Source organism: Pseudomonas sp. NUPR-002 (assembly GCF_056322725.1).
The window spans coordinates 5,203,426-5,229,712 of sequence record NZ_CM150476.1; the positions used below are offsets into that span (position 1 = coordinate 5,203,426).

The 26,287-nt window shown below is 59.8% G+C and carries 31 protein-coding genes and 1 pseudogene; 11 read left to right on the forward strand and 21 right to left on the reverse strand.

Annotation, left to right across the window (positions count from 1 at the left end):
- Positions 1-23: 23 nt before the first annotated feature.
- From ACVWSC_RS23920 to ACVWSC_RS23930, 3 genes and pseudogenes are all read right to left on the reverse strand, one after another.
- On the reverse strand, positions 24-1,127 hold the full coding sequence (locus ACVWSC_RS23920) for an extracellular solute-binding protein (protein WP_442109523.1): 1,104 nt from the start codon (positions 1,125-1,127) through the stop codon (positions 24-26).
- A gap of 1 nt (position 1,128) precedes the next feature.
- The gene (aguB, locus tag ACVWSC_RS23925) at positions 1,129-2,037 is read right to left on the reverse strand and encodes an N-carbamoylputrescine amidase (RefSeq protein ID WP_442109525.1); all 909 of its coding nucleotides are present in this window, start codon (positions 2,035-2,037) and stop codon (positions 1,129-1,131) included.
- Positions 2,038-2,041: 4 nt separating this feature from the next.
- Positions 2,042-3,093: pseudogene (locus ACVWSC_RS23930) on the reverse strand (agmatine deiminase family protein).
- Positions 3,094-3,225: 132 nt separating this feature from the next.
- Between ACVWSC_RS23930 and ACVWSC_RS23935 the strand changes: the two are divergent.
- Entirely contained in the window at positions 3,226-4,095 is an 870-nt protein-coding gene (locus tag ACVWSC_RS23935) for a LysR family transcriptional regulator (RefSeq protein WP_442109527.1), read from the forward strand.
- Between the two features lie 284 nt (positions 4,096-4,379).
- Entirely contained in the window at positions 4,380-4,616 is a 237-nt protein-coding gene (locus ACVWSC_RS23940; protein WP_442109529.1) for a hypothetical protein, read from the forward strand.
- Between the two features lie 94 nt (positions 4,617-4,710).
- On the opposite strand, the gene ACVWSC_RS23945 is transcribed toward ACVWSC_RS23940, so the two are convergent.
- Positions 4,711-5,922, reverse strand: a complete 1,212-nt coding sequence (locus ACVWSC_RS23945) for a YeeE/YedE family protein (protein ID WP_442109531.1) — start codon at positions 5,920-5,922, stop codon at positions 4,711-4,713.
- Between the two features lie 100 nt (positions 5,923-6,022).
- Between ACVWSC_RS23945 and ACVWSC_RS23950 the strand changes: the two genes are divergently transcribed.
- Positions 6,023-6,499 carry a GNAT family N-acetyltransferase gene (locus ACVWSC_RS23950; protein WP_442109533.1) on the forward strand — a complete coding sequence of 159 codons (477 nt, stop codon included), beginning with the start codon at positions 6,023-6,025 and terminating at the stop codon, positions 6,497-6,499.
- A gap of 11 nt (positions 6,500-6,510) precedes the next feature.
- Here the strand turns inward: ACVWSC_RS23950 and ACVWSC_RS23955 are convergent, their stop codons facing one another.
- Both ACVWSC_RS23955 and ACVWSC_RS23960 read right to left on the reverse strand, forming a co-directional pair.
- Positions 6,511-7,152, reverse strand: a complete 642-nt coding sequence (locus tag ACVWSC_RS23955) for a DUF1109 domain-containing protein (protein WP_442114365.1) — start codon at positions 7,150-7,152, stop codon at positions 6,511-6,513.
- Positions 7,152-7,721: a sigma-70 family RNA polymerase sigma factor gene (locus tag ACVWSC_RS23960; RefSeq protein ID WP_442109535.1), complete on the reverse strand. Its 570-nt coding sequence runs from the start codon at positions 7,719-7,721 to the stop codon at positions 7,152-7,154. The genes ACVWSC_RS23955 and ACVWSC_RS23960 overlap by 1 nt, the downstream gene beginning before the upstream one ends.
- Before the next feature lie 203 nt (positions 7,722-7,924).
- Here ACVWSC_RS23960 and ACVWSC_RS23965 point away from each other — a divergent pair, with 203 nt between their 5' ends.
- Genes ACVWSC_RS23965 through ACVWSC_RS23980 form a run of 4 tightly spaced genes read left to right on the forward strand, consistent with a single transcriptional unit; the run spans position 7,925 to position 10,318 of the window.
- The gene (locus ACVWSC_RS23965; RefSeq protein ID WP_442109537.1) at positions 7,925-8,200 is read left to right on the forward strand and encodes a BufA1 family periplasmic bufferin-type metallophore; all 276 of its coding nucleotides are present in this window, start codon (positions 7,925-7,927) and stop codon (positions 8,198-8,200) included.
- A 30-nt stretch (positions 8,201-8,230) separates the two neighbouring features.
- Complete coding sequence (gene bufB, locus ACVWSC_RS23970) at positions 8,231-9,064, forward strand: MNIO family bufferin maturase (RefSeq protein WP_442109539.1); 834 nt, start codon at positions 8,231-8,233, stop codon at positions 9,062-9,064.
- Positions 9,061-9,807 (forward strand): HvfC/BufC family peptide modification chaperone, encoded by a 747-nt coding sequence (locus tag ACVWSC_RS23975; RefSeq protein ID WP_442109541.1) that lies wholly within the window; start codon positions 9,061-9,063, stop codon positions 9,805-9,807. The genes bufB and ACVWSC_RS23975 overlap by 4 nt, the downstream gene beginning before the upstream one ends.
- Positions 9,808-9,844: 37 nt before the next feature.
- Positions 9,845-10,318 (forward strand): DoxX family protein, encoded by a 474-nt coding sequence (locus ACVWSC_RS23980; protein WP_442109543.1) that lies wholly within the window; start codon positions 9,845-9,847, stop codon positions 10,316-10,318.
- Here ACVWSC_RS23980 and phnE read toward each other — a convergent pair.
- Genes phnE through ACVWSC_RS24000 form a run of 4 tightly spaced genes read right to left on the reverse strand, consistent with a single transcriptional unit; the run spans position 10,315 to position 13,545 of the window.
- Positions 10,315-11,082: a phosphonate ABC transporter, permease protein PhnE gene (gene phnE / locus ACVWSC_RS23985; RefSeq protein WP_442109545.1), complete on the reverse strand. Its 768-nt coding sequence runs from the start codon at positions 11,080-11,082 to the stop codon at positions 10,315-10,317. The genes ACVWSC_RS23980 and phnE overlap by 4 nt on opposite strands.
- A complete protein-coding gene (locus ACVWSC_RS23990) occupies positions 11,079-11,906 on the reverse strand; it encodes a PhnE/PtxC family ABC transporter permease (protein WP_442109547.1) in 828 nt (275 codons plus the stop codon). The genes phnE and ACVWSC_RS23990 overlap by 4 nt, the downstream gene beginning before the upstream one ends.
- Positions 11,900-12,694, reverse strand: coding sequence for a phosphonate ABC transporter ATP-binding protein (locus ACVWSC_RS23995; protein WP_442109549.1), 795 nt, complete (start codon positions 12,692-12,694; stop codon positions 11,900-11,902). Before ACVWSC_RS23995 ends, ACVWSC_RS23990 begins: the two co-directional genes overlap by 7 nt.
- A complete protein-coding gene (locus ACVWSC_RS24000; protein ID WP_442109551.1) occupies positions 12,691-13,545 on the reverse strand; it encodes a putative selenate ABC transporter substrate-binding protein in 855 nt (284 codons plus the stop codon). The genes ACVWSC_RS23995 and ACVWSC_RS24000 overlap by 4 nt, the downstream gene beginning before the upstream one ends.
- A 123-nt stretch (positions 13,546-13,668) precedes the next feature.
- On the opposite strand from ACVWSC_RS24000, the gene selD reads away from it, so the two are divergent.
- Positions 13,669-14,703: a selenide, water dikinase SelD gene (gene selD, locus ACVWSC_RS24005; protein ID WP_442109553.1), complete on the forward strand. Its 1,035-nt coding sequence runs from the start codon at positions 13,669-13,671 to the stop codon at positions 14,701-14,703.
- Positions 14,703-15,806, forward strand: a complete 1,104-nt coding sequence (mnmH, locus tag ACVWSC_RS24010) for a tRNA 2-selenouridine(34) synthase MnmH (RefSeq protein ID WP_442109555.1) — start codon at positions 14,703-14,705, stop codon at positions 15,804-15,806. The genes selD and mnmH overlap by 1 nt, the downstream gene beginning before the upstream one ends.
- 12 nt (positions 15,807-15,818) lie before the next feature.
- On the opposite strand, the gene ACVWSC_RS24015 is transcribed toward mnmH, so the two are convergent.
- Positions 15,819-16,199: a lysozyme inhibitor LprI family protein gene (locus tag ACVWSC_RS24015; RefSeq protein ID WP_442109557.1), complete on the reverse strand. Its 381-nt coding sequence runs from the start codon at positions 16,197-16,199 to the stop codon at positions 15,819-15,821.
- A gap of 62 nt (positions 16,200-16,261) precedes the next feature.
- Complete coding sequence (locus ACVWSC_RS24020; protein ID WP_442109559.1) at positions 16,262-17,164, reverse strand: LysR family transcriptional regulator; 903 nt, start codon at positions 17,162-17,164, stop codon at positions 16,262-16,264.
- Positions 17,165-17,253: 89 nt separating this feature from the next.
- Between ACVWSC_RS24020 and ACVWSC_RS24025 the strand changes: the two genes are divergently transcribed.
- Entirely contained in the window at positions 17,254-17,736 is a 483-nt protein-coding gene (locus ACVWSC_RS24025) for a DMT family transporter (RefSeq protein ID WP_442109561.1), read from the forward strand.
- Here ACVWSC_RS24025 and ACVWSC_RS24030 read toward each other — a convergent pair.
- The 3 genes from ACVWSC_RS24030 to ACVWSC_RS24040 form a co-directional block, all read right to left on the reverse strand.
- Positions 17,729-18,286 (reverse strand): hypothetical protein, encoded by a 558-nt coding sequence (locus ACVWSC_RS24030; protein WP_442109563.1) that lies wholly within the window; start codon positions 18,284-18,286, stop codon positions 17,729-17,731. The two genes, ACVWSC_RS24025 and ACVWSC_RS24030, sit on opposite strands and share 8 nt — an antisense overlap.
- Entirely contained in the window at positions 18,283-18,810 is a 528-nt protein-coding gene (locus ACVWSC_RS24035; RefSeq protein WP_442109565.1) for a GNAT family N-acetyltransferase, read from the reverse strand. Before ACVWSC_RS24035 ends, ACVWSC_RS24030 begins: the two co-directional genes overlap by 4 nt.
- A gap of 111 nt (positions 18,811-18,921) precedes the next feature.
- Positions 18,922-19,296, reverse strand: coding sequence for a YkgJ family cysteine cluster protein (locus tag ACVWSC_RS24040; RefSeq protein ID WP_442109567.1), 375 nt, complete (start codon positions 19,294-19,296; stop codon positions 18,922-18,924).
- A gap of 188 nt (positions 19,297-19,484) precedes the next feature.
- Here ACVWSC_RS24040 and ACVWSC_RS24045 point away from each other — a divergent pair, with 188 nt between their 5' ends.
- Positions 19,485-19,670, forward strand: coding sequence for a TonB-dependent receptor domain-containing protein (locus tag ACVWSC_RS24045; RefSeq protein WP_442109569.1), 186 nt, complete (start codon positions 19,485-19,487; stop codon positions 19,668-19,670).
- Positions 19,671-19,758: 88 nt separating this feature from the next.
- Here the strand turns inward: ACVWSC_RS24045 and alaC are convergent, their stop codons facing one another.
- The 6 genes from alaC to cyoB form a co-directional block, all read right to left on the reverse strand.
- A complete protein-coding gene (alaC, locus tag ACVWSC_RS24050; protein ID WP_442114366.1) occupies positions 19,759-20,973 on the reverse strand; it encodes an alanine transaminase in 1,215 nt (404 codons plus the stop codon).
- A 144-nt stretch (positions 20,974-21,117) separates the two neighbouring features.
- Positions 21,118-22,251, reverse strand: coding sequence for a hypothetical protein (locus ACVWSC_RS24055; protein ID WP_442109570.1), 1,134 nt, complete (start codon positions 22,249-22,251; stop codon positions 21,118-21,120).
- Positions 22,252-22,403: 152 nt separating this feature from the next.
- Positions 22,404-23,291: a heme o synthase gene (gene cyoE / locus ACVWSC_RS24060; RefSeq protein WP_442109572.1), complete on the reverse strand. Its 888-nt coding sequence runs from the start codon at positions 23,289-23,291 to the stop codon at positions 22,404-22,406.
- Positions 23,292-23,302: 11 nt separating this feature from the next.
- A complete protein-coding gene (gene cyoD, locus ACVWSC_RS24065; RefSeq protein WP_442109573.1) occupies positions 23,303-23,635 on the reverse strand; it encodes a cytochrome o ubiquinol oxidase subunit IV in 333 nt (110 codons plus the stop codon).
- Positions 23,636-24,265 carry a cytochrome o ubiquinol oxidase subunit III gene (locus ACVWSC_RS24070; protein WP_442109575.1) on the reverse strand — a complete coding sequence of 210 codons (630 nt, stop codon included), beginning with the start codon at positions 24,263-24,265 and terminating at the stop codon, positions 23,636-23,638.
- A gap of 3 nt (positions 24,266-24,268) precedes the next feature.
- Positions 24,269-26,287 (reverse strand): cytochrome o ubiquinol oxidase subunit I, encoded by a 2,019-nt coding sequence (cyoB, locus tag ACVWSC_RS24075; RefSeq protein ID WP_442109577.1) that lies wholly within the window; start codon positions 26,285-26,287, stop codon positions 24,269-24,271.

The window sequence follows — 26,287 nt, forward strand, 5'->3', positions numbered from 1 at the left end:
TAACGCTTGAATGACCGCAACCGTCAATGTCCCGGTGCTGTTTTGAACTTGGTCCACACCCGCATCCGCGCACGCATGTCGGACTGTGGAATATCTTTGCCGGTCACCAGTCGATCAAAGGCGGCCTCGTCCGGATAGATGTCCGGGTTGTTGCGCATCTGCTCTTCTACATCAGGCCGCGCCTTGGCATTGGAGGTAGGGTAACCGGTGAAGTTGCTGATGGCCGCCATGTTCTGCGGGCGCATCACGAAGTTGATAAAGGTATAGGCGTACTCCGGATGTTTGGCATCGACCGGAATCGCCATGTTGTCCATCCATACCGTGGTGCCTTCTTTGGGGATGCGGTATTGGAAGCTGACTTTCTTATTGGCGGAATCCGCCGTGCGCTGAGCCTGGGTCATGTCGCCGCTGTAGCCCAGCGACAGGCACAGGTTGCCGTTGACCAGGTCGGTGACCGGCTGCGACTGGAACTTGCGAATGTACGGGCGGACTTTCATCAGCAGTTCACTGGCCGCGGCCAGGTCCTCTTTCTTCGCGCTGCGCGGCTCACGCCCCAGATAGTTGAGCACCACCGCCAAAACCTCGTCCGGCGAATCGATCATCGAGATCCCGCAGTCGGCAAACTTTGCCGCCAGTTCCGGCTTGAACAGCAGGTCAAGGCTGTTGACCGGCGCATCAGCCATACGTTGGCGGATCTGCTCGTCGTTGTAGGTCAAGCCGATGGTGCCCCAGGTGTAGGGCACCGTGGCCTTGATCGCGTGCGGGTAATGACTGCGCAGCTTTTGCAAACCTGGCTCGACATCGTTCAGCGCCTCGAGCTTCGAAGGGTCCAGCGCCTGCAGGCTACCGGCACGCATCAAGCGCTCGGCCACGGTATCGCCCGGGAAGATCAGGTCGTAACCGCTGCCACCCGTCATCAGCTTGGCCTCCAGCACTTCGCTGCCATCCATGACGTCGTAGATCACCTTGATTCCGGTTTCGGCGGTGAAGCGCGACAGGGTGTCTTCGGCAAAATAGTCTGCCCAGTTGTACAGGCGCAGGGTCTTTTCTTCAGCCTGAGCCGAGGTCATCGAGGCCCCCAACGCCAGGCCGAGGGAGAGCAGCAAATGCTTGTGGCTGATGTTCATCTCACACCCCTTGGGTCTTCCAGCATGCATTGACTTGACGGCCATCGAGCCCCAGCAGCGGGGCGTACATTTCCGGGCGGCGATCGCGGTAAACGCCCCAGGTCAGGCGCTCTTCACGCATCGTGGCCAAGTCCAAGCGCTGCACCAGAACGCCCGGGGTGCTGCGGTCGGCTTCGGCCAGCATCTTGCCCTTGTGATTGCAGATGAACGACGAGCCGTAGAAGGTCATTTGCAATTCAGGGTCGGTGGTGGCCGCTTCCAGCCCCACGCGGTTGGCCGCCACCACTGGCAAAATATTGGCTGCAGCATGACCGCGCATTGCCATTTGCCAGTGATCACGCGAATCCAGCTCGGCAGCGCCTGGTTCCGAGCCAATGGCGGTCGGGAACAGCAGCACTTCGGCGCCCATCAACGCCAGGCAACGAGCGGTCTCGGGGAACCATTGGTCCCAGCAGATACCGATACCCAGACGCCCGAAGGCCGTGTCCCAGACCCGGAAACCGGTATCGCCGGGGCTGAAGTACTCCTTCTCCTGATAACCGATAGCGTTGGGGATGTGCGTCTTGCGATACACCCCCAGCAAGCGGCCATCGGCATCGGCCACACTCAGCGAGTTGAAGTAGGCATTGCCGGCTTTTTCGAACCAGCTCAACGGCAGTACCACACCCAGTTCCTTGGCCAGGTTCGCAAAGCGTTTGAGCACGTGGCTGTGTTGATACTCTTCAGCCAGTTCCAAGTGCTTGTGGTGCTGTTCAATGCAAAAGTAAGGCGTAGCAAACAGCTCTTGCAGCAGAATGACCTCGGCGCCTTGGGCGGCGGCTTCGCGCACCAGTTGCTCGGCGCGGTCGAGGTTGTGCTGCAAATTCCAGCTGCAAGGCATTTGCGTGGTAGCAACAGTCAGCAGGCTCATCGCTTTACCCCTTCACCGGCCAGGCTGGCTGCTGCTGGGTGATGCAATGCACCCCGCCGCCGCCATGCGCCAGATGATTGATCTGTACCGGCACCACTTCGCGCCCCGGGAACGCCTTGGCCAGCACTTGAGCTGCTTCCTGATCAGCTTCAATGCCGTAGGCCGGCATGATGATCGCGCCATTGGCGATGTAGAAGTTGGTGTACGAAGCGCAGAACACTTTGGCATCAACGTCGACCGCTTCGCTGGCTTCGTACAGCTCCATAATTTCAAAGCGTCGGCCCTGTGCATCAGTGGCCAACTCCAGGGCCCGACGGTTTTCACGGGCAACCTGGGCGTACACCGATCCCTGGTCGTGCGTCGCATCCACCAGCAACACGCCAGGGCGAGCGAATGCACAGACGCCATCAACATGGCCGTCGGTTACGTCACCAGTGACAAAGTCCGGGTCGCCCGGCAGCCAGATGGTCTTTTTCACGCCGAGGAAACGCGTGAAGATTTCTTCGATTTCCGCCTTGCTCATGCCGGGGTTGCGATTGGGATTGAGCAGCACCGATTCGGTGGTGATCAGAGTGCCTTCGCCGTCCACGTGGATGGCGCCACCTTCATTGCTCAACGCCGTGCCAAAGCAGCTCAGGCCCAGCTGATTGAGGATGCGCCGCGCCAGGCCTTCATCCAGGTCATGCGCCGACTTGCCGCCCCAGGCGTTGAAGCGCCAGCTGACACCCGCCAGCCCCTGTTGTGGATGGCAGATAAAGCTTGGGCCGGAGTCGCGGCACCAGCTGTCATTGACCGTCAGCTCGATCAGTTCGACGTTCGCGCCACACAACGCATGGCACTGGCGCGCCCCGAAGGATCGACGACCATCTTCACCGGTTCGAAGCGAGCAATGGCATTGGCAACACGGGCAAAGTCCACCTGAACCTGTTCAAGGGTTACCCCCCAGCCAGACTCCCACAGCGGTTTATTGTGTGGCCAGACCATCCAGGTCGCTGCATGGTTAACCCACTCTGCGGGCATGAACCAACCACTGTTCAGATCGCCATTGCACTGCATGCTTCTCACCTTTCAGTTAAGTGATTTTAATTACTGAAAACCGCGCTTGCGGTAAGAAACTCAATGCTATGGCTTCATAATCGTGACAACAAACGATAGATTTAGCCGACAACTGATCAGTAGAGCTTATCAATGCTAAAGCACTGGCCTCCCTTGAACGCCCTGCGCGGCTTTGAAGCTGCCGCGCGCCTGGGCAGCTTCCACAAAGCCGCCGAAGAGCTGCACCTGACCCAATCGGCAATCAGCCAACAGATCCGCAGCCTGGAAACCTTTCTGGAACAACCGCTGTTCTTTCGCAGCGGCCGCAGCGTCAGCCTGACCGACGCCGGGTACGACCTGCAAAGCACCACCCAGGCCATGCTGCAGCAACTGTCAGTTGGCATCCGCCGTCTGGAGCAATACCGCAAACCCAACCAACTGGTGGTCAACACCACACCGGCATTTGCCCGGCATTGGCTGCTGCCACGGTTGGGCGACTTTCATCGCCAGCATCCGGAAGTTGATTTGTGGTTGTTCACCAGCTTCGACCCGCCAGACATGGCCACTCAAACCATCGACCTGAGCCTGCGTGACGACCTCAGCGCCCAGGCCGAATGCAGCCACCTGACGCTGTTCCGTGATCGCCTGTATCCGGCGTGTCATCCGGATTTGCTTAACACCCCCGCCGAACAGCGCACCACCTTGCACGGCGAACGGGAAATGGACTGGAGCCACTGGGTGGTTGAAGGCGGCGAAGATGTCGGGCAACGCAGCAATGGCCTGAACTTCTCCGACCCTGGCCTGTTGCTCGATGCCGCCTGCGCGGGCCATGGCATCGCCCTGGTCAGCCAGTTACTGGCGGGCCAGGCCCGCACTCAAGGGCTATTGCAGCCACTGTGTGGGCAAACGGTGCGTGGTCCTGACTGGAGTTGTCTGACTCATCGGGACAGCGAGAAAAGCCCACTGACGCGGAGCTTTAGTACGTGGTTGCAGGGGTGTTTGGTGGATGAAAGGGACAGATAAATCTCTATTTCGTGTAGTCCAATTCCCAAGCATAATCCCCGGGCACTTCAGCTGTTGCGCCTGCCTCGGTGGCTGCCTAGTCTTGGTCGGTCGTTGCCAATTCAACGACCGGTTTTGACAGACCGCCCCTTACTTAGGCGCTACAACTGTCTTTATGGCAACTGTATGCGGGGCACACTCGTGTGCGCCAGGTTCCTAAGTCCCTGGTCTGTCAACCTGCGTACAGCTGCCACCCATTCGTTTGACAGCGGTAAGTGGCAGCTCCACAGACTTGGGAGCCAATCGTGCTGAAAATCGTCCCCGATCCCCCGCTTCTTCCCACCGACATTCCACATTGCATCGAAGACGCCCTGGTGTACGCCTCCGAGCATCTGACTTGTGCACTGGCCGTCACTCAGCAAGCCGTGTTGCTGCAACCTGACATGCACGGGCAAGCGCTGGTGCGTGCAGCCGTGCATGAAATGGAGACCGCGCGCAGTCGTGTTGAGCAGGCCCTGGCCTGCATTCAGATGGCGAGCTGACTGTAGGAGCGGGCTTGCCCCGCGATAGCGATCTGTCTGTTACATCGCATCGCGGGGCAAGCCCGCCCCCACAGGTAATTGCTCCCACCGCAGATCAGCAACCACTCAAGGTTGCCGGACGCCGTTCACCTTCAAAGAAAAACGGCCGAATCCGCACACCAATCACGTTGCCAGCATAGGCAGCAAGCAACCACAACCAGCCATGCACACTGCCCGAGGCAATGCCGCTGAAGTACGCGCCGATGTTGCAGCCATAGGCCAGGCGCGAACCGTAACCAAGCAACAGTCCGCCAATCACCGCCGCCACCAGCGAGCGCACAGGGATGTTCAGGTTCGGCGCGAAGCGACCCGCCAGACCTGCCGCCAGCAGCGCTCCGAGCACAATGCCAATATCCATCACCGTGGTGACATCCTCCCACAGCGGTGAGGCCAACGCCTTGGCATTGGCCGGCACCTGCCAGAACGCCCAGCTACCAACGTCTACACCCAATCCACCAAGGGTTTTCGCGCCCCACAAGGCAAACGCAGAGGTGATGCCCCAGGGGCGACCGGCCAAGGCCAGGGTCAGGTAGTTGAGCAATGCCAGCGCCACCGCGCCCCACAACAGCGGCCAAGGCCCACGCAGAAAACGCCGCAGCCCCTGATGCTCGCTGCGCACTGCAGGTTCGAGCTGACCATGACGGCGCTTTTCCAGCAGCACCGTTACCCCGGCAATCACCGCGAACACCAGCAGGCTCAGAAGCAACGCAGGCAGCAGGCCAAAGGCCTGAACAATCGAAGTGGCCGGGAACGACGGCAGCGCGAACCACCAATCAACGTGATGGGTGGCCGTCACCGAACCAATGATGAAGAACAGCAACGTCACCAGCATCCGGGCGTTACCGCCACCGACCGTGAACAAGGTACCGGAGGCACAACCGCCGCCCATCTGCATGCCGATACCGAAGATGAACGCACCGAACACCACCGAGACCCCGGCCGGCGCAACCAGACCTTTGACCGGCTGGCCGAACAAGGTGCCAGCATCCAGCGCCGGGAAGAACAGCAACACCGCGAGGGTGAGCATCACCATTTGTGCCCGCAGGCCTGCGCCGCGACGCTCGTTGATGAACACACGCCAGGCTGACGTGAAGCCAAAGGCGGCGTGGTACAGGGTCAGGCCCAAGGCTGCACCGACGATCAACAGCAACACCTGATTGGTGCCGACTCGGGCCTGCAGGAACAGGGCACCGATGAGTAACAGCGCCAGGGCAAACAGCGGCGCAGCAAGGCGGCGTTCAGGCGCGAGAGGGACAGAGAGGCTCATGGCAATTTCCGGATAGCGGTTTACAGGCGGCAATTGTACCTGCGCAATCCGCCAGGCAGTGTAGGATTCCCCTACCCCTCGTCCTTGAGCGAACCACCTTATGCAACTGACCCATCGCCCCGTCCAGGCCCAGGACATTGCCGTGATCTGCTGCTTTCCCCAAGGCCCGGACGAATTGTTCTACATGTTCCCCAAGGCCCAATACCCGCTAACGCCTGCACAACTGAGCGAGGCCATTGCCCAGCGAGCCGGCTCGACTGTGGTCGAGGGAGACGGCGCGGTGCTGGCCTTTGCCAATTTCTACAAGGCCGAACACGGTGGTGTGTGTGCCCTCGGCAACGTGGTCGTGGCGCCCGCTGCCCGCGGTCATGGTGTAGCGCGCTATCTGGTGCAAAGCATGATTGACCTGGCTCGCAGCCAGTTCGACGCGCGTGAAGTCTGGGTGTCGTGCTTCAACAACAATACAGCCGGGCTGTTGCTGTATCCGCAGTTGGGCTTTACCCCCTTCGCCATCGAGGAGCGTCAGGGCCCCGGCAACACGCGAGTGGCCTTGGTGCAGATGAAGCAGACGCTTTAGCGCGCAAGTACTTACCAGCGCAACAACCGAGGCCCGAGCAAGGCATCGATCACAGTTGGAATCGCCATCCCCAACACGTACCAGACGCCCCAGAACGGCACCTCCATCTCAGGGCAGTGCAGGCAGTAAGCCAGGGTTGCCGACGCGCTGGCCAGTAGTCCTGCGACCCCACCGGCCAGGCGCAATTGGGTGGGGGCCAAGTCTTGCAAGGCGCGGAACAGGGCAATGAAGCCGGGGATCGACAACAACGCGATGTTGAAGGGGCACGTGCGCCAGGTACGGCCAAAGATCTGTGCCAGCTGCTGTTCTTCAGGAACGCCGCTCAATACCACCAGCGTTGCCGCCCAGACACCGAGCAGCGGAACGCCGATACCCGCCCAACGCGGCCCTACCGCAAGGCCAGGACGCACCAGGCGGTTGAAGACCAGCAGCGCCCCGAGCATCAGTGTGGCCGGCAAGGCCAGCTTGGCCCAGAACAGTGGCGTTTGCGCGACCACGGCAATATCGTCACGTACGCCGAACAACAGCACGGTCAGCAGCACGGCGCCAATCAGGGCGACCAGAATCGCAAGGCTCAAACGGCGAGCAAACATACGCTGATCCACCGGTTCGTTGCCCGTGGCAAGCAAAGCAATCAGCTCGTCAGTTTTCATCATGCTCCTCGTATCATCGCGGCCAGCGCCTTGAGCCCCCTGTGTATGCCGATTTTGACTGCCGAGCCGGAGAGCCCGATCAACTTGGCAGTTTCCTCGACCGACATGCCCTCCAGCTTGACATGAACAATCGGCAGCCGTTGCTTGTCTGGCAAACGTTGCAGCAATTTGCTCAGGTCTCGCCTGGCCTGCTCAGGCTCCTGCTGCTCCTGGGCAAAGAAGTCTTCACTGTCGTCGAGTACATCATTCAGTGCATCCCGGCGGCCATAGCCACGCAGGTTATCGGCCAGTTTATAGCGCGCGATGGCCTGAACCCAAGCGGTCAATGGTTGTTCGCGCTGGTAGCTGTGGCGGGCGTTGTGCACCGCCAGCAACACTTCCTGCAGCAGGTCTTCGACATCATCCGGGCGGGTATACAGACGCTTGCGCAGATACCCACGCAGATGCCCGCTCAACTGATGCAGAAATTGCCGATACGCCTGCGCATCGCCATCCAGCCCTGCCACCAGCAAGCCTTGTAGCGATGCTTCACGCATGCGCAACAGTTCACTCTGAGTAGTTCGTTCCATCGAAGGCTCTGGTTACAAGGGAACAGAAGAAAGTGTCTGAACACCAGACAGTGCTGCCAGAAACCATAGCGTTTTCAGCGCGCCCCCGAAAAGACCAAAAAAAATCTTGTATCACTGTAACCGCTTCGCCAGCCCCGGCGAATTACTTCACGAGCCGCGAGCAACGATGCCCGGCCACCCCACCCTTGGAGACTGAAAAAATCATGAAAACTTTCGCCGCTACCGCCGCCGCCCTTGCCTTCGCCTCGATTGCCGGTACTGCCGTTGCTGCCTCCGATGCCCCGGCTCCTGCGATGGAAAAATGCTACGGCATCTCCATGGCCGGCAAGAACGACTGCAAGGCAGGCGCCGGCACCAGCTGCGCCGGCACTTCGAAAACCGACTACCAGGGCAATGCCTGGAAAAACGTCCCGGCCGGTACCTGCACCTCGATCAAGACGCCTCACGGCATGGGCTCGCTGACCCCAAAACAAGCCTGATCTACCGCACCTGCAGAGGGCGACGCGACCATGAACAAACTCTCCTCCCTGGGCGCAGGCCTGGGACTCAAAGCCGAACACTACGAAGCGGCCATAGACTGTACGGCCCCTGGCTTATGGTTCGAAGTGCACCCGGAGAACTACATGGTCGCTGGCCCTCGACTGACCTGGCTGGAAGCCATTGCCGAGCGCCATCCGCTCTCATTGCATGGCGTGTCACTGTCGCTGGCGGCTGATCAGTTGCCTGATATCGACCACCTGCATCGACTCAGGGCGTTGGTCAACCACGTGCAACCGGCACTGCTTTCCGAACACCTGGCCTGGTCCACCTGGCAAGGGCAGTACCATCCTGACCTGCTGCCTTTCCCGCGTAGCCATGAAGCTTTGCAACGCATCGTCGAGAACATCCACTTTGCCCAGGACATCCTCGCCCGCCCCCTGGCCATAGAGAATCCGAGCCACTACGCGCACCTTGAAGGGCATGACTACAGCGAAATCGAGTTCCTCACCGAACTGGCCCGGCGTACCGGCTGCAGCCTGTTACTCGACATCAACAACGTTCAGGTCAGCGCCCACAACATGGGCTTTGACGCCCTGGCCTATCTGGATGCGTTTCCAGCATCGTTCATCAGCGAAATTCACCTGGCCGGTTACAGCCAGGACGCCAACAGCTCGCTGCTGATCGACTCCCACGACACGCCCATCTCTGCAGAGGTTTGGGCACTGTATCTACACGTACTGCAACGAATTGGCCCGCGCCCGACATTGATTGAGCGTGATGACCAGATCCCGTCTTTTGCTGAACTGCTGCGTGAACGCGACACCGCGCAAACCTTGCTCGACAGTGTAGGTGAGCATCCATGAACAACGTATCGCTTGGCGCTTTCCAGTCCGACTTCATCGCCGCCCTGTATGGCCATTCGAATCCGTCCGAGCTATTGCCATTAACCCGTCAGGCTGGCTTTACGGTCTATCGCAATACCGTGCTCAAAGGCTGCGTCGATGCCTTGCAGGCTAACTTTCCGAGTGTTGAACGGCTGGTCGGCAATGACTGGTTTCGTGCCGCTGCAGCGATACATGCCGTGCAGGCTCCGCCTTCCGATGCCCGACTTATTCTGTATGGCGAACAATTCGCCGCCTTTCTCGAACAATTCGAACCGGCTCAAAGCCTGCCTTACCTGGCCGATGTGGCCCGTGCAGACCGTTTATGGATCGAAGTACACATCGCTGCTCAAGACAGCGCCCTGGACGTGGAAGCGATGAGCCGCATCAGCCCCGAACACCTTGGCCAGCAGCAACTGCGCCCACGTACTGACGTGCGTTGGCAGTGGTTCGCCCAGCAACCGATCTACAGCATCTGGCACAGCAACCGCCAGGCCTTGGCCTTACCCGAACCGCTCGACTGGCACGGCGAGGGCATGCTACTGCGCCGCCAGGCCGGCCAGGTGCTGTGGCAGCCGCTTGGCCAAGCCGAGTGCATCTTTCTCGACGCGTGCGCTGCGGGGCTGCCACTGGAGGCCGCTGCCAATCAGGTGCTGGCCTTCGATTCAACCCTGAATTTCACCACTCTGCTCGGCCAGCTTCTGGCGGCCGAAGTATTTGCCTGAACACCTGTCGGCCTGACGGTCGTGACTGGAGAACGCCATGCATACACTCAGCGACATTCCCCATAAACAGCCTGACGCCGGTAGCACTCTTTGGTCACGCTGCGCCGCGCAGTTACAAGGCTTGATCAGCGATTCGTTGATATCACTGGTTGCACGCCTTGGCATTGCCGCGATTTTCTTTCTTTCAGGCCGAACCAAGGTCGAGGGTTTTCTGAGCATCACCCCCAGCACCTTTGAGCTGTTCAGAAGCGAATACGCGCTGCCGCTACTCTCGCCCTGGTTGGCAGCCCATCTGGCGACTTATGCCGAGCACCTTTTTCCATTGCTGTTGGTACTTGGATTGTTCACTCGCTTTACCGGTTTGGCACTGCTGGGGATGACTCTGGTGATTCAGGTGTTCGTTTACCCGGATGCCTGGCCCACTCACCTGAGCTGGGCGGGCTTGCTGTTGGTGGTGATCGGTCGTGGCGGCGGACGCTGGTCGCTGGATCGCTTCTTGGGTATTCGCTAAGCCCGCACGAAACGCTGCCTGAGCACATCACTCAAGGCATCCACCAACAGCACCAGCACCAGCATGGCGATAATCACCGTGCTGGCCTGGGCTTCCTGGAACAGGCTCAGGGTGGTGTAGAGCATCTGCCCCAAGCCGCCCGCACCAACGAAGCCCAGCACACTGGCCATACGGATGTTGTTTTCCCAGCGGTACAAGCTGTAGGCCAGAAGCTGTGGCCAGAGGTTGGGCAACGTGCCAAAGCAGAATGCAGCGACTTGGCTGCCACCCTGCAGGCGGATCGCTGCAGCAGGTTCCGGCGGGGCATTTTCCAGTGCTTCAGCAAACAGGCGACCGAGCACACCCGAGGTGTGCAAAGCCAGCGCCAGGGTACCGGCATTCGGCCCCAGCCCCGCAGCCAACACGGTAAGCGCCGCCCAGACCAACTCCGGTATCGCCCGCAGCGCATTGAGCAATAAGCGTGCAACGGCTTGCAGCAGCGCACCGAAACGCCCTGCCGCCGGCAAGGCCAGCAACAGGCCAAGCATCACCGCCAGCAGCGTTCCCAGGCCAGACATGGCCAAGGTCTCCAGCGCGCCCTTGGCCACGGCGCGCATATGTTCAGGGCTTACATCCGGGCTGAGAAAGCGCACCGCATAGCTGCCCATCTGCCCCAGCCCGCCATTGCCGAACAGCGCCTGCAAGTCGAGATTCAAGTAAGCAAACGAGCCCACCACTGCCGCCAGCAGCGCCAGAATCAGCGAGACGTTGATCAACCGCCTCATGACAACCTCGCCCGCAGCAAACGGCTCAGTTGGTCCGCTAGCCACACCAGCACCAGGAAAGCGAGGAGCATGCTCGCCACTTCAGCGCCCGCGAACATGCGCATCGACAAATCGATTTGCTGGCCCAAACCACCGGCACCGACAAAGCCCATGACCACCGAGGCGCGTATCGCACACTCCCAGCGGTACACGGTATAGGACACAAGCTCCGCCGCCGCATCGGGCAAGATGCCATAGAAGAACGCACTCAAACGACTGCTGCCTGCCTGAAGCAGCGCATGCGCCGGGCGCTGATTCACCGACTCGTAGATCTCCGCATAGACCTTACCCAGCATGCCGCTGTAGGTAATAGCGATGGCCAATACCCCAGCGGTCGGACCCAAGCCCACAGCTCGAACGAACAGCAGTGCCCAGACGACTTCTGGCACGCTGCGCAAAAAAATCAACAGCCCACGCACCGGCAAGCGCACCGTACGCGACCAGAACCCCAACCGGCCTGCGCGTGACGCCGCCCCCATCGACAGCGCCCTGCTCGCCAGCAGGCTGGCCGGGATCGCCAGCACCAGGGCCAAGGCCATACCGGCAGTAGCTACCGCCAACGTCTGTAACGTCGCCGTCCACAATAGGGCGAGAAACTCCGGCTCATGCGCTGGCGGCCAGAACGCGCTGAGAAAATTACCCATCTCACGCCGATTCTCAGCCTGCAACAGAACACCCGGATTAAGCTCACTCAGCTCAATGCCGGGCCAGAGCAACGCGATCGCCAGCAGGGTCAGCAATAACCTGGGAAATGCAGCCGGGTCGCGGCTGTCAGCCGTCAGCATCGTGGAATCTGCAGGTGTGTCGTTGCCACCGGCTGCTGGGGCGAACCGAGTTGCTCGTTGGCATACAGGGCATCGAGCATCTCGCGGGTGACGTCTACGGCGTGTCGATCGAACGCGACCTGCCCATCACGAATGCCGATAACGCGCGGGAAGTGCGCCAACGCCAGCTCTACCGCATGCAAGCTGGCAACCAGGGTAATACCGCGATCACGGGCATACTGATTCAAGGTAGTCAGGCTATGCTCAGCCAGCACCGGGTCCATCGCTGAAACCGGTTCGTCGGCCAGCAGGATGTCCGGTTGCTGGTACAACGCCCGGGCAATACCAACCCGCTGCAATTGCCCGCCCGACAACTGCCCGCACTGGGCAAAAAGCTTGTCAGCCATGCCCAGCCCGGACAGCACCGTTCGTACACCTGGAATATCGCTGGGATGCAACAGATTGAGCAGCCCGCGCAAAGTGCCCCACTGCCCCAGGCGCCCGGCCAGCACTGCGGTTACCACCCGCTGGCGGGGAGGTAGCGGCGGTGCCTGGTGAATCAGGCCGATCCGTGCGCGCAGACGCTGACGAGCCTGCGCGGAGAGCCGCCAGGGCGCCTCTCCGAGCAGCTCGATACTGCCGTCGCTGGGCGCCACTGCGCTGGCGATCAGATTCAGCAAGCTGGACTTGCCGGCGCCCGAAGGCCCAATGATCGCCACCCGTTCGCCGGCCTCAACGCGCAAGTCTATCGCTTGTAATGCCTGAACCTGACCCAAGCGCAGACTCGTGCCGTTGAGTGTGATCGTCACTTGAGCAACTCAGCGGCGCGAGCAGCCTCCTCGATGCCCTTGTAATTGTCCGGGCTGGTTTCGATAAAGCGGCTCGCCGCCTGCAGATCGAGAATCTCTTTGTCGGCTGGCTTGGCGGGGTCAAGGTCAAGGAACGCTTGTTTGATCTTCTCTTTCAAGGCCGGGTCAAGGCTGCCGCGCACCGTCCAGTTGTAGTCGTAGTATTGCGGGGTGGTGGCGAACACCGTGACCTTGTTGGTGTCGACCTTGCCCGAGTCCACCAGCTTTTGCCAAACACTGGCGTTGAGCACGCCGGCGTCGACTTTACCGGCCTGCACCCACGCCGCCGTGGCGTCATGAGCGCCGGAATAGGCAACACGGCTGAAGTAGGTTTCCGGCTTGATGTTGTTGTCCTTGAGCATGAAATAGCGCGGCATCAGGCTACCGGAGGTGGACGAAACCGAACCGAACGCGAAGCTCTTGCCCTTCAGATCAGCCAGGCTTTTGATCTTGGGGTTGGCGGTGATGAATTTGCTGGTGAACTTGGCATCTTGCTCACGCTGCACCAACGGCGTCGCGGTCGGGCTCTTCAAATGCACTTGAACGAAGGTGAACCCGCCCAGCCAGGCCATGTCCAGGCGGTCGGTGGCCAGCGCCTCGACCACTGCCGGGTAGTCGGCTACCGGCACGAACTCAACCTTCATACCCAGTTTCTGCTCCAGGTACTGGCCCAACGGCTTGAACTTGCGCAGCAATTCAGTCGGCGCTTCGTCAGGGATGGCACTGACCTTGAGGGTATCGGCCGCCTGGGCCAGGAAGGATGAGCACGACAGCATGAGACCGGCAAACAGCGCCAGAGGACGTTTGAGCATCAGGGATTCTCCGGTTCAATAGCGGGGAAACAGCCTTCTTCGGGCTGGCTTCCGAATTATAAGAGGCATCGGCGCAAAGACCAGCTTTGCTACAATCGGGCCTCACGATATTTCGAGGTGCGTATGAGCGAGCCGATTCGTCTGACCCAGTACAGCCACGGCGCCGGTTGTGGCTGCAAGATCTCTCCGAAGATGCTCGAGGTGATTCTCGCCGAAAGCGGTACTCAGGCGTTGGACCCGAAGCTGTGGGTCGGCAACGCCTCACGCGATGACGCTGCGGTGTACGCCCTCGATGATGAGCGCGGTGTAGTCTCGACCACCGACTTTTTCATGCCGATTGTCGATGACCCCTACGACTTCGGCCGTATCGCCGCCACCAATGCCATCAGCGATATCTACGCCATGGGGGGCGACCCGCTGATGGCCATCGCCATTCTCGGCTGGCCGATCAATGTGCTGGCCCCGGAAGTGGCCCGTGAAGTGATTCGCGGCGGTCGTGCGGTATGCGCTGAAGCCGGTATTCCGTTGGCCGGCGGTCACTCCATTGATGCCCCTGAACCCATCTTCGGCCTGGCCGTCACCGGTGTAGTGCAAAAGCGCCACATGAAGCGCAATGACACCGCCACCCAAGGCTGCCGTCTGTACCTGAGCAAACCGTTGGGCATTGGCATCCTCACCACTGCGGAGAAAAAATCCAAGCTGCGTGACCAGGACAAAGGCCTGGCCCGTGACTGGATGTGCACCCTCAACACCCCAGGCAGCCGCTTTGGCAAACTGGCCGGGGTCAAGGCGATGACCGATGTGACCGGCTTCGGTTTGCTTGGTCACCTGGTCGAGCTGGCCGACGGCAGCGGCTTGAGTGCGCGCCTTAACTACAGCGCCGTACCGCGCCTGCCAGGCGTCGAGTATTACCTGGCAGAAGGCTGTGTACCTGGCGGTACGCTGCGCAATTTCGACTGCTACGGCGACAAGATCGCCCCGCTGAGCGACGAGCAAAAACACCTGCTGTGCGACCCGCAAACCAGTGGCGGCTTGCTGGTTGCAGTAGCACCGGAAGGTGAAGAGGAGTTCCTCGCTGTTGCGGCTGAACTGGGCCTGAACCTCGCGCCGATCGGCGAGTTGGTTGAGCGACAGCGTTATGCGGTTGAGGTGCTGTAATGCGTGAGAACACCACCGACTACCGCCAGCTGTTCTTGAATGATGTACCGATGATGGACATGCGCGCCCCGGTCGAATTTGCCAAGGGCGCGTTCCCCAATGTGATCAACCTGCCATTAATGAATGATGTTGAGCGGCAGAAGGTGGGCACCTGCTACAAACAGCAAGGGCAACAGGCGGCTATCGCCCTCGGCCACCAACTGGTCAGCGGCCAGACCAAGGATCAGCGCATCGCCGCTTGGGCGGCGTTCGCCCGCGCCAACCCTGAAGGCTACCTGTACTGCTTTCGCGGTGGCCTGCGCTCACAGATCAGCCAACAGTGGCTGCAGAGCGAAGCCGGCATCCAGTACCCCAAGGTGATTGGCGGCTACAAGGCCCTGCGTAATTTCCTGCTGCAAACCACACAGTCTGCGGTAGCCGAATGTGATTTCGTGCTGATTGGTGGCCTGACCGGCACCGGTAAAACCGAAGTGCTGCAGGTGCTGGACAACGCCGTGGACCTCGAAGGCCATGCCAACCACCGCGGCTCCAGCTTCGGTAAACGCGCGACCGGGCAGCCTGTACAGATCAACTTCGAAAACAACCTGGCCATCGATGTGCTGAAAAAACGCGCACGCGGCATTGAGCAGTTTGTGCTTGAAGATGAAGGCCGAATCGTCGGCAGTTGCTCGTTACCGCTGGAGCTTTACCAGGGCATGCAGCACTACCCTCTGGTCTGGCTGGAGGACAGTTTCGAGCATCGCGTTGAACGCATTCTCAGCGACTACGTCACCAACCTGTGCGCCGAATTCGTTGCCCTGCATGGCGGCGAACAGGGTTTCACACTGTTCGCCGAACGCCTGAAGCAGAGCATGGGCAATATCCTCAAGCGCTTGGGCGGTGAGCGCTACCAACGCTTCTCGGCTCTGCTGCAGCAGGCCCTGGACGAGCAGCAACGCACTGCGACGGTCGACCTGCACCGTGCCTGGATCAGCGGCCTGCTCAGCGAATACTACGACCCGATGTACGCCTATCATCGTGACAGCAAGGCTGAGCGTATCGAGTTTTCCGGCAACCAGGTTGAAGTGCGCGAGTACCTCAAGGCTCGCGCAGCCAGGCACTGATGGTCTTGACCGTTAATACCCGTTCAACCCTGACAACTCGGTGGCGCGGGCCTTGGTCATTTCAAGCACACACCCTGCACCATTGAGTTGATCGATGGTGCCGCCAGTGAGCCGATAATACAGTTCGCAATTGGCGTCCCGGTACTTGATCCACGCCCGTTGGGCATCACGCAACTGCCCTTGTTGCGCTGGCTCGAGGGCGGCCATGGCGCTTTTGTAAGCAGCGTTCAGGCGCGCATCTTGCTGTTCGATCTCGGCACCGATGCACGCTTTGCTCGCCACTGTAGTTGCAGCATTCTGCATGCATTGGCTGTAGGCGGCCGAGTCGCTCTGGGCATTGGCAAAGGGGACAATGGCGCTCATCAGCGTGAGCGCCAGCAGTGAATGCTTCATCCACACAACTCCATGTAAGGGCCGGTCAGAATGCCGGGCAGCAGACGCTTGCACAAGCCCTCCTAGCGAGCACACACCTGCGCCACCCGTTCGCGTAACCAACGGTGCCCCGCTTCACCCTCGCGCCGCTGATGCCAGGCCTGCTGAAAGCCAAATGCCTTGATCGCCAGTGGCGGTTCGAAGCGGCGTAAGCGCGGGTCGAGCTTGCCGTTGTCGAGGCTACGCCGGGCAACGGTGAGCACCAGATCAGTGCCGGCAATCACCTCCTGCGCCGCCGCCCAATGCGGCAACGCCAGTGCGACTCGGCGACGGGCCCCGATCGCGGTAAGCGCCAGATCGATTTCATTGTCGATGCCAGCGCGCACCGCCACCAACACATGAGGGCGGGCCAGCCAATCGGCCAGATTCAAACCGCCGCGAGCAGGCAACCCGCCGCGGTCGGCAATGCAGGTAAAGCGTTCTTCGAACAGCGTTGCAACGCGCAACTCAGCAGGCAATTGTGGAAACACGCCGAGCGCCAGATCGGCTTCGCCATCGAACAAATGGCCCAGCATCGCCTCACGGCTGCCCTGAATTACCACCAGATCAATTCCCGGCGCTTCCTCACGCAGCACTCGCATCAGTCCCGGCAACACCACACGGGCGCCGTAGTCCGACATAGCCAGACGAAAACTGCGCTGCGCCTTGCGCGGGTCGAAACCGGGCTGGGCAAGCAATCCATCGAGTTGTTCCAGGGCCTGCTGCAACGGCTCGATCAAGGCCTGGGCACGGGCTGTGGCCTGCAGGCGCCCTCCGCGGCGTACCAACAACGGATCGGCGAACAGTTCGCGCAGCTGTGCCAAGGCATGACTCACCGCCGGCTGGCTGCGATGCAGGCGCAACGCCGCGCGCGACACGTGTTGTTCGGCCAGCAAGGCATGCAGGGTCAGCAGTAGGTTCAGGTCAATACGGCGAAGATCATCCATAGAACGAATAACTCCCGTGCAGCATTCGAATTTCCATTAACGCAGTGCATAGCCAAGACTTTAACAAGCCATCTTCAAGGAGTCTTGCTATGAGCTTGTCGTTCACCCCTGCCGCTTTGCTGCCGCTGCTTATCGCCTTGCTAGCGGGGGCCGCAGTACCTTTCCAGGCTGGCAGCAATGCGGCCTTGGGCCGCCTGCTCGGGCATCCGCTGTGGGCCAGTCTGGTGTCGTTGGGCATCAGTGTGTTGCTGGTGATTCCAGCGCTGCTGGTGCTGCGCGCGCCGCTCCCGCAAGTGGGCGCCTTGAGCCAAGCGCCCTGGTGGGCCTGGCTAGGCGGTGTGGGAGGTGTTGCCTACATCACCGCAGCGTTGATGCTCACTCCGCGTCTGGGGGCGGCCGGGTTTATCGTCTGTGTGATTGCCGGTCAGGTGGTGTCATCCCTGCTGATCGATCAATGGGGCCTGATGGGCCTGGCGCAGCGACCGGTAAACGGCGTGCGCCTGGCCGGGGTCGGCCTGATTGTGCTCGGTATGCTGGTGGTGCAGTGGGGGACGTCGACTGCCGCTAGATAGTGTCCGGGTCAAGCGGCTGGACCGCCGCTGGTGGTTCTAAAGCACGATCCATTTCGAACCGCAGACTGGGCGCTTGCAGGGCAACGTTGATCACCACCCCGAGCACCACCAGCAGCACGCCATCCAGCCAGTGCCAGCCCGGTATCGTCAGGCCCTGACGCACCTGGTGACACCACCAGGCCTGCCCCAGGCAAAAGCCGATGATCGCTAGCAGCCAGATATAGAACCCCGGTGCAAAGTGCGTCAGGTTGACGAAGTTGTAGCTGCGGTTGTCGGGCAGTCGGTCGATCCCCAGGCAGGTCAGGGCCAGGTACAACGCGCCCAGCCCCAGCGCCAGCGATACCCAACGCCAACGCCGGTGCAGGAGTATCGCCAATCCCAACAAAGGATTGGCGAACCAGCCGAACATCCCGAACACCAGACCCCAAGGGCCGTACAGCAGCGCCTGCAAAGCATGCAGGCGCCCGTCACCACTGAGGTACATGGCGTTGAAGCCAAGGCTTACCAGGAACAGCACCAGGGTGAGCGAAACGTAACGCCTGGCAATCATCCGGCATCACGCTCAAGCAGCAGGCCGTAGAGCCCCGAATCGGACAGCTCCCCAGCCACGCACCAGCGCTCACGCAGCACGCCTTCAAGGGTAAAGCCCAAGCGCTCGAGGGTGCGTGCCGAAGCAACGTTGCGTGGATCGATTTCCGCTTCAAGACGGCGCATGTTCAGCTCACTGGCCAGGTACTGAACAAACAGCTCCAGCGCCTCACCCATGAAGCCCTGCCCTTGTGCAGCCGTGGACAGGCAATAGCCGATCTCACCGCGGCGCGAGGCGCTTTCAAGACTGGAACACTGGCACATGCCAATCAACTCGCCGTTGTCACGGCGGTAGATGCCAAGCTTGAGCAATTCGCCTTGCGCGTAGGCCTGGCGATCCGCTGCCAGTGCTGCCTGCGCTTGTTCAAGGTGAGCCCAGGGCGCGTGGTTCCAGTAACGCATGACCTGAGGATCAGCCATGATCTGCAGCCATGCACCGGCATCCTCGGCAGTCATCGGCCGCAACTGCAAACGCGGGCTAGGCAAGCAAAGGTCCTGGGGAAATACGTAGGGGTGCGACACGGGGGGAGAACTCCTGTTCTGTCCGAAGAGTCGCACAGTCTACCCTAACGCTGTTGCGCGCTGGGCTGGAAGCCTTCAGGCGACCTCAGCGCCCTCATCGGGCCACAGCGGCTCGTTGGCTTCCAGGGGTGGCAAGCCATAGGCAGCCCGCGCAGCATCGCAGCTCGGGTTTGCCTGACCGTTGACCCAGGCGGCATCGAATTCGCGACACGGGCTGGAACGCTGTTCGTAAAGGCTGCAACTGACGCCTTTGCCAATCTCGCCTTCAAGGCCAATGCAACGGCAGGGTTTGCTGTCGGTGCCGATCATTGCCACACGCGTGGGGTTGATCTGCACCACCATCTCGTCGGGTACCAGACCTCCCGCCGATTGGCACTCACCCCAGAAAAATGACACACGGAAATACCCGCAGCAGGCGCCGCAGTTCAAACAAGGATTATGTTCGGACATGATGAAAAGACGGGGGGCAAGTTTATCGTTATTGGGAGAAAACCCGCCGCCATTCTATGCTTCGCCAGCGCTTTGAGAAGGGGGGAGATGTAGAAAAATATTGCGCCTGACGGGCGGTTGAAATTGCCCGTTTGCGAAGTTGATGACCGCCGACTGCCAGCCCGCAATAAGATGCGACAATCTCTCAAATGCATCTGATTCGCACAGCTAACTCGACCTATGGCGATGCGCAGAACACCTTCGAGGTACCGGGCTATACGCTGGTCGACGCCATGCTCAAGTATGACTTCGGCAAGGCGGATGCCTCGCTGGAGGGAGTATCGGCGGCGGTCAACGTCAAGAACGTGAGTGACAAGTACTATGTGGCTGGCTGACGGCAGCAACCGCCTGTAGGAGCGGGCTTGCCCCGCGATGCGATGCGTCTGAAAAAACGCAATCGCGGGGCAAGCCCGTTCCTACGGATTACTTCTGGGCCTTGCCCACCCCATCGGCACGGAACATCTGGCGAATACCGCGCACCGCCTGACGGATGCGGTCCTGGTTTTCGATCAAGGCAAAGCGCACATGATCGTCGCCGTAGTCACCAAAGCCGATGCCTGGCGACACACAGACTTTGGCCTCGGCCAGCAGCTTCTTGGAGAACTCCAGCGAACCGAGGTGCGCGTACTCTTCCGGAATTTTCGCCCAGACGTACATCGAGGCCTTGGGGTTCTCGACCATCCAGCCCATTTCGTGCAGGCCTTTGACCAGCACGTTGCGGCGCTGACGATACTGTTCGGCAATATCCCGCACACACTGCTGATCACCTTCAAGGGCGGCAATTGCAGCCACTTGCAGCGGCGTGAAAGTGCCGTAGTCGTGGTAACTCTTGATCCGCGCCAGGGCGCTGACCAGTTCCGGATTGCCAACCATGAAGCCGATACGCCAGCCGGCCATGTTGTAGCTCTTGGACAGGGTGAAAAACTCCACCGCGATGTCCTTGGCGCCTGGCACCTGCATGATCGACGGCGCTTTCCAGCCGTCGTAGACGATATCGGCGTAGGCCAGGTCGTGGATCACCAATACGTCGTACTGTTTGGCCAGCGCCACTACCCGTTCGAAGAAGTCCAGCTCGACGCACTGCGCGGTCGGGTTGGAGGGGAAGCCGAGAATCATCATTTTCGGCTTGGGAATCGACTCGCGAATCGCCCGTTCCAACTCGTTGAAGAAATCCACACCCGGCACCAGCGGCACCGAACGCACCTGCGCACCGGCAATCACTGCACCGTAGATATGGATCGGATAGCTGGGGTTGGGTACCAGCACGGTATCGCCATGATCCAGGGTGGCCAGCATCAGGTGGGCCAGGCCTTCCTTGGAGCCGATGGTGACGATGGCTTCGCTTTCCGGGTCGATCTCGACGTCGTAACGTTCCTGGTACCAGCGTGAGATGGCCCGGCGCAAACGTGGAATACCGCGGGAGGTGGAATAGCCATGCGTGTCTTCACGCTGGGCAACCTGCACCAGCTTCTCGACGATGTGCGGCGGCGTAGCCCCATCAGGGTTGCCCATGCTCAGGTCGATGATGTCCTCACCACGACGGCGTGCAGCCATCTTGAGTTCGGCGGTGATGTTGAAGACGTAAGGGGGGAGACGATCAATGCGCGCAAAGCGGCGCGGCGAACCTTGGTCAGCCATGGCTTCCTCGAAGACGTAAGCGCCCGGAACCGTCCGAGCGACGTTGGCCACTGCGGTGGCCGGTGCCAACAATAGAGCCTGGGTAGGCCGCCTGTCCAGTCGAGGAAGAAAATACCGGGCTGCTTACCCTGGCTCCGGCGGCGGTCAGCGAATTTCCTGATAGGTTGTCATGTCCCACTTGATTGGCGCCGCAAGCGCGCTGTCAGGCTGGAATGCAGCCCCCTGAATACTGGAGAAGGCCGTGTCCTTGTCGCCCAGGCACACAGAGCGCTGGTCATCTTTGGACTCGGTTACCAAGGTGTAAGAATGTTTGTGCATCGCCTGGTACTTGCCATCATCGCTGATCATCGCCTGATGGTAGTTCTGAAGAGCTTTGTCATCGAGCTTGAGCATTTTCTGCAGTTTAACGCCCCAATTCGTCAGGCAGACTTCGGCAAAGTGCCGAACCACCAAGCCAGGTTCGGCCAGCACTTTACCGCCTGTTGCACCATCCGCCGAGGCATTACCCACCAAGGTGGCATGCCGACCTGGCATCGGGTAGACATGGCAACGCGTTCTGACGTGGGCTTTCGGGATCACGCAGGCAAATCCCTTGGAGCGCTCGTCACGGGAAAAGAAGCCAACATACTGCTTCACGTTTTCGCCTAACTGCACGCGATGACGGTCGAAGTTGCCAATACCGGGCACCGGGTCGATCGCGAAAATGTTTACTGGCAGATCCTTCAACTGATTGTCGGCCAGCAAGGCGTTGGCGAGCATATGGCAACTGACGCCACCTCGGCTCCAGCCGACCAGATTGATCTGGGTCGGGATGATGCCGTCCTTGCGGAACTGCTTGATGATCTGCTCCTGGAGCATCTGTGGGGTAATCGGGCGATTGCCATAGTTGTAAGTACGCCAGAACCAGGAGGACGTTGCCGTTGCATCCGGAATCGGCACACCTGCGGCTTTCAAGCGCTTGTAATCATCTTCACTCAGCTCATTGCGCTGCCAGTTGCTCTGGCCTTTGATGATTTGCAGTGCGTGTTGAACATTTTCTTCCCAGCCTTTGCCAAACAGGGTCTGGTTCCAGTTGAAGTAACCACCCGGCTCGACAAACAGATCATCAGATTGCAAATCGCCACTGCCCGGGCCGTCGACCGCGATCCAGTGGGCAAACTCCTTGCCCTGATCGTTCGCTGCCAATGTCGAGACCAGCTCGCCATTCCAGAAGTTGGGGTTTTTATCATCGAATCGATGCGAACCGGTGCCGCAGAAATAAACAGTCATTACGCTCATATGGGGGTCCTCCATGGATGAATGTCACCGCACTCTATCCACAGCGCCTTGCCGCCAGCAGAGGGCAAATCGCCCCGGCAGCAAGGCCTGCGCCACAAACAAAAACGCCCCGGTCCTTGCGGCCCGGGGCGTTTTTGTTCAACCCGTCATACTCAATGTATGTAGGTCATCAGCACATCGGTCGGCACCTGGGTGTCCAGCGACATCATCACGCTCAGGGCAGTGATGGTGAAGATCGAGAACACGAACACCTTACGTGCCCACGCACGATCATCAGCAGCCTTGTAGCCGGTCCAGGCCATGTACAACCAGTACATGCCCATGGCGGCGGCAACAGCCAGGTAGCTGGTACCCGCGTAGCCACCCAGGGTCAGCATCAAGGTTGCGACCAGGAAGGCCACGATGTACCAGAGGATGTGCTTCTTGGCGACCTCGATGCCACGCTTGACCGGCAGAACCGGAATCGAGGCAGCCAGGTAGTCATTGAAGCGGAAGATCGCAATGGCATACGAATGCGGCATCTGCCAGAGGCTGAACATCACCAGCAGGGTCAATGCAGCCAGGTCGAAGCTGTTGCTTACCGCGCAGTAACCGATCACCGGAGGCATGGCACCGGACAGGCTGCCAACCAGGGTGCCGTGCACCGATTTCCGCTTCAGGTACAGGCTGTAGAAACCCACATAAATGATGAAGCCGATCAGGCCGAACAGCGCTGCCAGGGCATTGGCCTGCACGTACAGCAGGCCAAGGCCGACCACCCCGAGCAGGGTGGCGTAGGCCAAGGCGACTTTCAGCGAGATCTGGCCCTGAACCATCGCACGGTTCTTGGTGCGCTCCATCTTGATGTCGATGTCACGGTCGATGCAGTTGTTGAACACGCAACCGGACGCCACCACCAGCGAAGTACCAATCACCGTGGCCAGGAATAGCATGAAGTCGACATGCCCTTGCGCGGCAAGGAAAAAACCGCCTGCCACAGAAAGCACGTTACCGAAAATGATCCCCGGTTTGGTGATTTGGATAAAGTGCTTAATGGACATGCCGTCTTACCTCACTTCGCCATCATGCTGGTGTGGATGCTGAACATGATCCACAGCGACAGGCCCACCAACAGAGCAATGACCATCGCTGTAAACAGGAAGGTCGTCACGTTGGAGCGCTGTGCTTCGGAACGGTCCATGTGCAGGAAGTACACCAGGTGTACCACCACCTGAATGACCGCCAGCGCCACCACGATCATGACCGTGATGTCTTTCGGCATGCTTGGGTACATGACCAGGCCGAACGGAATCGCCGTCAGAATTACCGACAGGACGAAGCCGATCAGGTAGGACTTCACGCTGCCGTGGTTGCCCTCGGCGTGGCTGTTATGTGCGTTAGCCATTTACAGAACCCCCAGCAGATAGACAACGGTGAACACGCAGATCCAGACCACATCGAGGAAGTGCCAGAACAGGCTCAGGCAGCTCATGCGGGTCTTGGAGGTGTTGGTGATACCGTGCTTGCTGATCTGGTACATCAGTACCGCCATCCAGATCAGACCGGCAGTCACGTGCAGACCGTGGGTACCGACCAGCGCGAAGAACGCCGACAGGAAACCACTGCGCTGCGGACCGAAGCCTTCGGAGATCAGGTGATGGAACTCATAGATTTCCATCGCGATAAAGCCGGCACCGAGCAGGAAGGTGATAGCCAGCCAGCCCAGCACGCCGCCCTTGTTGCCTTTGAACAGCTGCAACATGGCGAAACCGAAGGTGATACTCGACAGCAACAGCAGTGCGGTTTCAACCGCGACAAAGTCCAGTTGGAAAATGTCATGACCCGACGGGCCGCCGGCAAAACTGCCGGACAGCACCGCGTAGGTGGCGAAGAGCGACGCAAACAGGATGCAGTCGGTCATCAGGTACAGCCAGAAACCGAAGACGGTCATCTGGCCCGAGTCGTGGTGGTGATCGTCATGCCCATGGTCGTGACCATGAGCATGAGTGTCTGCATTGATTACATGACTGGACATTGATTAAACCTGCTCAAACGATTTGACACGTGCGCCCACCGGCGAACCGGTAGCCAAGCCCAGGGACTTCATGCGCTCGCCTTCGATGCGCGCCACTTCCTCGGCTGGAACCATGTAGCCCTGGTCATCACGCGCAGCGTGAGCAACGAAGACTGCGATGGTCGCAACCAGGCTAGCGCCAACCAGCCACCAGATGTGCCAGATGAAGGCGAAACCGAATACGGTGAGCAGCAGACCCATGAACAGACCGGTAGAGGTGTTGTTCGGCATGTGGATCGCTTCGTACTTGGCCGGAACCTTGTACGCAACACCGGCTTCCTTGGCTTCGTGCCAGGCATCCAGGCCAACTTTCTCAGGCATGTGAGCGAAGTTGTAGAACGGAGGTGGCGACGAAGTCGACCATTCCAGGGTACGGCCGCCCCATGGGTCGCCGGTCACGTCCATGTTGTCCTTGCGGTCGCGAACCGAAACGTACAGCTGGATCAGCTGGCAAGCGATACCGAACAGGATCAGCACGGCGCCGAATACGGCTACGTACAGGTAGGGTTCCCACAGTGGGTTGTCGGAGTGGTTCAGACGACGGGTCATACCCATGAAGCCCAGTGCGTACAGTGGCATGAAGGCCACGTAGAAACCGGAGATCCAGAACCAGAAGGCAGCTTTGCCCCACTTCTCGTTCAGGGTGAAACCGAAGGCTTTCGGGAACCAGAAGGCGAAGCCGGCAATGTAGCCGAATACCGCACCACCGATGATCACGTTGTGGAAGTGAGCGATTACGAACAGGCTGTTGTGCAGAACGAAGTCAGCACCTGGAACAGCCAGCAGTACGCCAGTCATACCACCAATGGAGAAGGTAACCATGAAGCCCAGGGTCCACAGAATCGGCGCGGTGAAGCGCAGACGGCCCTGGTAGATCGTGAACAGCCAGTTGAACAGTTTCACCCCGGTCGGGATCGAAATCAGCATTGTAGCCAGACCGAAGAAGGTGTTGACGCTGGCGCCAGAACCCATGGTGAAGAAGTGGTGCAGCCATACCGCAAAGCCCAGTACCGCGATCGCGCCGGAAGCGTAGATCATCGATTTGTGGCCGAACAGACGTTTACCCGCGAAGGTCGAGGTAACTTCCGAGAACACACCGAAAGCCGGCAGGATCAGGATGTAAACCTCAGGGTGACCCCAAGCCCAGAACAGGTTGACGTACATCATCGGATTGCCACCAAGTTCATTGGTGAAAATGTGGAAATCCATGTAACGGTCAAGCGTCAGCAGTGCCAGAGCAGCAGTCAGGATCGGGAACGAAGCAACGATCAGAACGTTGGCCCAGGTGCAGGTCCAGGTGAAGATCGGCATGTCCATCAGCTTCATGCCAGGCGCGCGCATTTTCAGCACGGTGACCAGGAAGTTGACGCCCGTTAGTGTCGTACCTAGACCTGATAGCTGTAGCGCCCAGATGTAGTAGTCCACCCCCACCCCAGGGCTGTACTGGATCCCCGCTAGTGGCGGATAAGCAACCCAACCGGTCTTGGCGAACTCACCAACACCCAGGGAGATGTTGACCAGCAGCACACCTGCCAGCAGCAGGTAGAAGCTCAGGGAGTTCAGGAACGGATAGGCAACGTCACGTGCACCGATCTGCAGAGGCAGCGCCAGGTTCATCAGGCCGGTGAAGAATGGCATCGCCATGAAGATGATCATGATCACACCGTGAGCGGTGAAGATCTGGTCATAGTGTTCAGGCGGCAGATAGCCTTCGGAGCCACCCGTGGCCATCGCCAGCTGGGTACGCATCATGATGGCATCGGCAAAACCACGCAGCAGCATGATCATTGCGACGATGATGTACATCACGCCGATTTTTTTGTGGTCAACCGTGGTCAGCCACTCGGTCCACAAGTAGGTCCATTTCTTGAAATAGGTGATTGCACCAATCACCGCGAGACCGCCGAGCGCGATCATGGCGAGTGTCACCATGACTATCGGCTCGTGATACGGAATCGCATCCAGGCTTAGTTTACCGAACAT

Coding starts and splice junctions, on each gene's coding strand:
- alaC (WP_442114366.1), bottom strand. CDS start 20,973: ATGGCTGACCAAGGTTCGCCGCGCCGCTTTGCGCGCATTGATCGTCTC.
- ACVWSC_RS23935 (WP_442109527.1), top strand. CDS start 3,226: ATGCTAAAGCACTGGCCTCCCTTGAACGCCCTGCGCGGCTTTGAAGCT.
- ACVWSC_RS23965 (WP_442109537.1), top strand. CDS start 7,925: ATGAAAACTTTCGCCGCTACCGCCGCCGCCCTTGCCTTCGCCTCGATT.
- aguB (WP_442109525.1), bottom strand. CDS start 2,037: ATGAGCCTGCTGACTGTTGCTACCACGCAAATGCCTTGCAGCTGGAAT.
- ACVWSC_RS23950 (WP_442109533.1), top strand. CDS start 6,023: ATGCAACTGACCCATCGCCCCGTCCAGGCCCAGGACATTGCCGTGATC.
- ACVWSC_RS24020 (WP_442109559.1), bottom strand. CDS start 17,164: ATGGATGATCTTCGCCGTATTGACCTGAACCTACTGCTGACCCTGCAT.
- ACVWSC_RS24025 (WP_442109561.1), top strand. CDS start 17,254: ATGAGCTTGTCGTTCACCCCTGCCGCTTTGCTGCCGCTGCTTATCGCC.
- cyoB (WP_442109577.1), bottom strand. CDS start 26,287: ATGTTCGGTAAACTAAGCCTGGATGCGATTCCGTATCACGAGCCGATA.
- cyoE (WP_442109572.1), bottom strand. CDS start 23,291: ATGTCCATTAAGCACTTTATCCAAATCACCAAACCGGGGATCATTTTC.
- ACVWSC_RS24030 (WP_442109563.1), bottom strand. CDS start 18,286: ATGATTGCCAGGCGTTACGTTTCGCTCACCCTGGTGCTGTTCCTGGTA.
- ACVWSC_RS24070 (WP_442109575.1), bottom strand. CDS start 24,265: ATGTCCAGTCATGTAATCAATGCAGACACTCATGCTCATGGTCACGAC.
- ACVWSC_RS24000 (WP_442109551.1), bottom strand. CDS start 13,545: ATGCTCAAACGTCCTCTGGCGCTGTTTGCCGGTCTCATGCTGTCGTGC.
- cyoD (WP_442109573.1), bottom strand. CDS start 23,635: ATGGCTAACGCACATAACAGCCACGCCGAGGGCAACCACGGCAGCGTG.
- ACVWSC_RS23960 (WP_442109535.1), bottom strand. CDS start 7,721: ATGGAACGAACTACTCAGAGTGAACTGTTGCGCATGCGTGAAGCATCG.
- ACVWSC_RS24055 (WP_442109570.1), bottom strand. CDS start 22,251: ATGAGCGTAATGACTGTTTATTTCTGCGGCACCGGTTCGCATCGATTC.
- mnmH (WP_442109555.1), top strand. CDS start 14,703: ATGCGTGAGAACACCACCGACTACCGCCAGCTGTTCTTGAATGATGTA.
- ACVWSC_RS23945 (WP_442109531.1), bottom strand. CDS start 5,922: ATGAGCCTCTCTGTCCCTCTCGCGCCTGAACGCCGCCTTGCTGCGCCG.
- ACVWSC_RS24045 (WP_442109569.1), top strand. CDS start 19,485: ATGCATCTGATTCGCACAGCTAACTCGACCTATGGCGATGCGCAGAAC.
- ACVWSC_RS24040 (WP_442109567.1), bottom strand. CDS start 19,296: ATGTCCGAACATAATCCTTGTTTGAACTGCGGCGCCTGCTGCGGGTAT.
- ACVWSC_RS23980 (WP_442109543.1), top strand. CDS start 9,845: ATGCATACACTCAGCGACATTCCCCATAAACAGCCTGACGCCGGTAGC.
- ACVWSC_RS23990 (WP_442109547.1), bottom strand. CDS start 11,906: ATGCTGACGGCTGACAGCCGCGACCCGGCTGCATTTCCCAGGTTATTG.
- ACVWSC_RS24015 (WP_442109557.1), bottom strand. CDS start 16,199: ATGAAGCATTCACTGCTGGCGCTCACGCTGATGAGCGCCATTGTCCCC.
- selD (WP_442109553.1), top strand. CDS start 13,669: ATGAGCGAGCCGATTCGTCTGACCCAGTACAGCCACGGCGCCGGTTGT.
- ACVWSC_RS23920 (WP_442109523.1), bottom strand. CDS start 1,127: ATGAACATCAGCCACAAGCATTTGCTGCTCTCCCTCGGCCTGGCGTTG.
- ACVWSC_RS23975 (WP_442109541.1), top strand. CDS start 9,061: ATGAACAACGTATCGCTTGGCGCTTTCCAGTCCGACTTCATCGCCGCC.
- bufB (WP_442109539.1), top strand. CDS start 8,231: ATGAACAAACTCTCCTCCCTGGGCGCAGGCCTGGGACTCAAAGCCGAA.
- phnE (WP_442109545.1), bottom strand. CDS start 11,082: ATGAGGCGGTTGATCAACGTCTCGCTGATTCTGGCGCTGCTGGCGGCA.
- ACVWSC_RS23955 (WP_442114365.1), bottom strand. CDS start 7,152: ATGAAAACTGACGAGCTGATTGCTTTGCTTGCCACGGGCAACGAACCG.